Origin of the sequence: Sphingomonas sp. (assembly GCF_964263785.1) — a bacterium.
GTDB lineage: Bacteria > Pseudomonadota > Alphaproteobacteria > Sphingomonadales > Sphingomonadaceae > Sphingomonas.
This window is the reverse complement of record NZ_CAXVWL010000122.1, coordinates 1-4,924: the sequence shown is the minus strand read 5'-3', so window position 1 is coordinate 4,924 and position 4,924 is coordinate 1. Positions and strand designations below refer to the sequence as shown.

The following is a 4,924-nucleotide window of genomic DNA, read 5'->3' as shown; positions in this document are numbered from 1 at the left end:
GACGCGCCGCGCGGCTTCCTCGCCCTTGATCGTCGCGGCGAGTGTCAGGCCGAAGTCGATGCCGGCGGTGACGCCGCCTCCCGTCATCCTGTTGCGGTCGCGCACCACGCGCTTATCGACGTGTCGCGCGCCCATCAGCGGAAGCAGATCGGCGACTGCCCAATGGGCGGTCGCATCATAACCTTTGAGGAGACCAGCCGCGCCGAGCACCAGGCTTCCGGTGCAAACGCTTGTGACCCATTTCGCGCGCGCGCCGCGATCGGCGAGGAAGCCGCAAACTTCAGGATCGTTCATGCAGTCGGTCGTGCCCATGATCCCACCAGGCACGAACAGAACATCGAGGTCGCTCGGGGTTTCGGCGAACGTGCGCGTCGCCGCGAACGGGATGCCTACGTCCGTAGGGACGGAGGACTTGTCCTTCCACACGAGCTGGACGTTCCAGCGCATGATGTTGAACACCGTCATTGGCCCGATCAGATCGAGCGCGACCATTTTGGGGTAGATCAGCATCGCCACCTTGGGCGCATCGGGCGCAATCGCCATCATGCTTCGCATATGCTGTTCGCGAGTTTCCTCCTGCGCGAGCGCGGGCATGGCCGCCCCCGCTCCCATCAGTGTTCCCAACGCGAGCAGTGCGCGGCGGTCCAGAGCGTCAATCATGTTGTGGTCCTTTCCTAGATCGAACGCCGCGCGCGAGCCTGTTCGCCCGTTTCGCGCAACGCGCGCCGCTGCGCTTCCGTGACGCTGAGCGCGATGGCGCGGGTTTCAGGCAATGCGGTTTTCATGGAGCCGCCACCCTTGAATGGCGGTTGCGGATCATATTCGAGCGCGAGCTCCGCCAGGCGGGCCGTCCTCTCGCTGCGCAGCGTGGCGACGAGTTGGAGTCCAAAATCGAGGCCGGCAGTGATCCCGCCGCCCGTCATCCGGTTCCGGTCGATCACCACCCGTTCGTCGATCGGCGTCGCGCCGAACATCGGCAGCATATCGCGCGTCATCCAGTGCGAGGCGGCGCGATAGCCCTTGAGCAGCCCTGCCGCACCCAGGATCATCGACCCGGTGCAGACGCTGGTAACGTACCGCGCCCGCGCCCCCCGATCGGCGACGAAATCGAGCAGCGCATCGTTGCGCATTGCCAACTCGGTCCCTTTCGGGCCACCCGGTACGAACAACACGTCCAGGTCTCTGGGGCAGTCCACGAACGTCGTGGTGGGCACGATCGCAAAGCCGCTGTCGGCCATCACCGGCGCAGCGGTCTGGGCGACGATGTGCATGTCCGTCTTCATCATCATGTGCATGCAGAGCTGGGGCGCCACCATGTCCATCGCGGTCATCTGCGGAAAGATCAGCAGCCCGATCCGGATGAGCGGGATGCTGGCGAGATAGTCTGCGTGACTGGGCAATCCGGCCGGCGCGGGTGCGTTCTGCGCGTTCGCGGCCGGGGCCATAGTGGACAGGCCCGCGGCGGCGAGAGCCGCGGCGGTCGCGAACTCGCGACGGCTCAGGTGCGATTGATCGGTGTTCATGGTCACTTCCTTCGTCTTGGAAAATTTGGTGAGGCCCTTCACAGGCGATAGCCGAGGCTGAACGTGGCCCGGCGCAGGTTCGCGGCGTAGCAGGTGCCCGCGGCCGGACAGGCGGCGGCGTAGGCTTTGTCGAACAGGTTGGAGACGTTCACCGCGGCGCGGAACGGGCCGAACTGATAGTGCGCGGCAAGGTCGAACACGGTCGCCGAGGGCACGACGAGCGTGTTGATCGTGTCGGCGTAGCTCTTGCCAACATGGCGCACGCCAGCGCCGAGCCCGAAGCCGGCGAGGAACGTCCCTTCCGGCAGGGTGTAATCGGCAAAGACCGAGGCGGTGAACTCGGGCGTTGCGGTGGGAGCCTTGCCGATCGAGCTGGCGAGACCGCGCCGGTTCTCGATGTCGAACCGGGTGAGCGACGCGGTGATGTTGAGCATCGGCACCGGCCGGGCCTGGATCTCGACCTCGCCACCCCGCGAGCGTTGAAGGCCGAGTTGAGTTTGGTTGGTAGGGAACCCCGGTTGCGGGTTAGCCACCAGCACGCCGTCGCGGTCGATCGTGAACAGGGACGCCGTGGCGAGCAGCGGGAACGCTTTGGCCTGGTAGCGAAGGCCCACCTCCCATTGCCTCCCCGTTTCGGGCCGGTAGAAATTGCCCGTCGCGGCCTCCACCCCGATCACCGGCGTGAACGAGGTCGTGTAGTTGACGTAGGGGGCGATCCCCACGGCCGAGACATAGACCAGCCCGCCGCGGTAGCTCGTTCGCGCGGGCGAGCCCGTCGCGATCGCCGCAGCCGCGTTGATCGAGGTGATCCCGACCCAATCCCGCCGCGCCGAGACCAACGCGACGAACCCGCCAGCCATGAGCTGGTCCTGAACGTAGAGGCCGGTCTGATCGAGCTTCTGGCGTGTGGTCGTCGGATTTCCCAGGGCCGGGATCGGCACGCCATATTGGGGATCGAATATGTCGAGCCGCGGTGCGGTGCCGGCGCGCTGACTACTCTGCGTCCGCGAGAAGCTGTAATCGAGCCCGGCCAGCACCGTATGACGGATCGGCCCTGTCGCGAAGGCGGCCGACAGGTGATTGTCGATCGTGATGTTGTCGAGATAGGCGTCCTGCCGCGAGTTCGAGCGGTTCAGATAATAGCGCCCACCCGCCAGGACCGGGTTGCCGGTGAAGTTGCCGAACAGCCCGGCATAGGTCAGGTCTATCCGGGCGTAGCGACCGTTCGAGACGAAGCGGAGCGCGTCGCCAAGCCTCGTTTCAAAGCTGTAGCCCGCTTCATATTGGTCGCGGTCGTAGCGATCGACGCCAGGGTCGCTGACGAACAGGTCGATCGGGATTTTGCGCCCATCGGCGAGCGGGGTGACGAACCCGGCATAGGGCACGAATCCCGTGGGGCGGTTCGAGCGGTCGCGGGTGTAGCTTCCCCGCAGGGTGAGAGAGGTGCCTTCCATTGGCGTCCAACCCAGCGCGAGCGAACCATAGGTGCGGTTATCCTCCGCCAGCTCGACCTGCGTATCGCCGCGCCGGATCAGGCCGACAGCGCGCACGGCGAGCGTGTCGGAGATGCGTCCGCCCAGATCGGCCGAGGCATAGGCGCTGCCATATTCGTCCGCGCCCGCTTCCAGCCCGACGATCGTGCGCGCGACCGGCGGCTTGGAGACGATGTTGACCAGTCCCCCGGCGCTGCCGCTGCCATAGAGGACAGAGGCCGGGCCCTTTACCACTTCCAGCCGCTCGATGCCTTCGGCCGGCGTGGCCCAGGACAGGAACGGCCCGGAATTGTAGAGGACCAGCCCGTCCTTGAAGAAGTTCTGGTTGGCAAAGCCGCGGAGCTGGTAATATTCGATCCGAGTGTCACTCCCGAACGCCTGGGCGCGGACTCCGGAGGTGTAGTTCAGCGCTTCCGCGACCGTCCGCAGGTTGAGCGTCTGGATAAAATCGGAGTCGACCACCGAAACCGCTTGCGGCGTTTCGATAATCGGCGTGTCCGTTTTGGTCGCGGAGGCGGCGTTGTCGACCACGAAGTTGTGACCGATCACGACGACGGTGTTTCTATCGGGCTTATCGCCGGCGACGCGGGAAGGCGGTCGCCCGGCGTCGCCGGTATCTTGCGCCGCGGCCGGGACGGCGACGAGCGCCGTCGCCGCGAGCGCGGCGGTGCGAATGAGGTGCATGGCGGTGTCCTGATCCGGGCGCGCCATCGCGCGCCGCTTGTGGGATTGACGAAAAGGATCAGGAGTGAACTGGCGGCCCTGTTGTCGGAGGTCGCAGAAAGGCCCGTGCCTGGACAAGGACAGGGGTGGGCGCGCGAAACGCGGTGGCGATGATGAACGCGAGGGCCAGCGCCAACAGGATCGGATCGGTCGCGGCGAGTGATGGTGCCGACAGACCCGAGAAGGCGCAGGGCTGCTCGGCCTTGCCGTGATCGCTCTTGTCGCCTCCATGATGCGCCATGCCCGGCATTGTCATTTTCGCCGGGCCGTAGCCGCTGCAAAGCTCGACCGTGATCGAGCCGGTCGACGTGCCGAGCATATAGCCAGTCGGGACCAGCACCTTCATCAGCAACGCCAGCGCGACCAGCGAGGCCGCGAGCGCCCGATGGCACAGAAGATATTGGCGAAGCCCGGTCACGAGAGGTTCCTAGTCGCGGGCGAGGCACAAGTCACCCGGCAGGCCCGGGCGCGACCGGATATTCTATGCGTAAGCGACCCAGCCGCGCCAGGCGAAGCCAACATAGAAGACCTCTACGTCATGGAACGCAGCCTCACGGAGCAACTGTACGTTTCGTCGTGCGGGCACCATGCTTTCGAGCGCCCCGACAGCGGCTCTTGCTTCGGCGACGGTAGCGGCATCGACACCCGAGCGGCGGGCATAGTTGGCGTAACGATCGAGCCGGCGTTCGAAATCCGGATCGGAACGGTCGATGCACTGGTCGACGAGAATGAATGGCGCAGCCGGCTTGAGACGACGCCGTATTCCCCGCAGTGTCGCCAGCTTGCTTCCATCGTCGGGAATCAGGCCCATCACCAGGATGCACGTCGCCGCATCGAACGGGCCGGCAGGTGCGTCCAGCACCGTTCCTTCGATCAGTTCCAGCCGATCACCCGCCACAGACCCGGCGGTTGCGCGCGCCAGATCGAGCATCGCGCTTGCGGGGTCAACGCCGACAAACCGCCAACCCGTCTCAATCCCGGCCAAGTAGCGCGTTTCAAGCCCGCCGCCCGCGCCAACGACCAGGAGCCGGCCGTCATCCGGCATACGCTCCGCGAGCAGCACGCCGATCATTTGCAGCATCCCGCCATGACCCGGCGCGAAGGCGGGCGGCCCTTGCTCGATATAGCGATTGACTCGCTCGGGATCGACGAAGTTTGCGTTCAGTTCGCTCATCGCCATGGAGT

The 4,924-nt window shown here is 65.7% G+C and carries 5 protein-coding genes; all 5 read right to left on the bottom strand.

The genetic code is table 11. The annotated features are described in order from the left end of the window. Positions 1–510: DJ-1/PfpI family protein (locus ACE5C1_RS16110; protein WP_374945091.1), on the bottom strand; the 510-nt coding region annotated here is incomplete at its 3' end. A 164-nt stretch (positions 511–674) separates the two neighbouring features. Further along, positions 675–1,400: a DJ-1/PfpI family protein gene (locus tag ACE5C1_RS16105; RefSeq protein ID WP_374945090.1), complete on the bottom strand. Its 726-nt coding sequence runs from the start codon at positions 1,398–1,400 to the stop codon at positions 675–677. 161 nt (positions 1,401–1,561) lie between these two features. Then, on the bottom strand, positions 1,562–3,727 hold the full coding sequence (locus ACE5C1_RS16100) for a TonB-dependent siderophore receptor (protein ID WP_374945089.1): 2,166 nt from the start codon (positions 3,725–3,727) through the stop codon (positions 1,562–1,564). A gap of 31 nt (positions 3,728–3,758) precedes the next feature. Next, positions 3,759–4,157: a DUF2946 family protein gene (locus tag ACE5C1_RS16095; protein WP_374945088.1), complete on the bottom strand. Its 399-nt coding sequence runs from the start codon at positions 4,155–4,157 to the stop codon at positions 3,759–3,761. A 63-nt stretch (positions 4,158–4,220) separates the two neighbouring features. After that, positions 4,221–4,924: class I SAM-dependent methyltransferase (locus tag ACE5C1_RS16090; RefSeq protein ID WP_374945087.1), on the bottom strand; the 704-nt coding region annotated here is incomplete at its 5' end.

Coding starts and splice junctions, on each gene's coding strand:
- ACE5C1_RS16100 (WP_374945089.1), bottom strand. CDS start 3,727: ATGGCGCGCCCGGATCAGGACACCGCCATGCACCTCATTCGCACCGCC.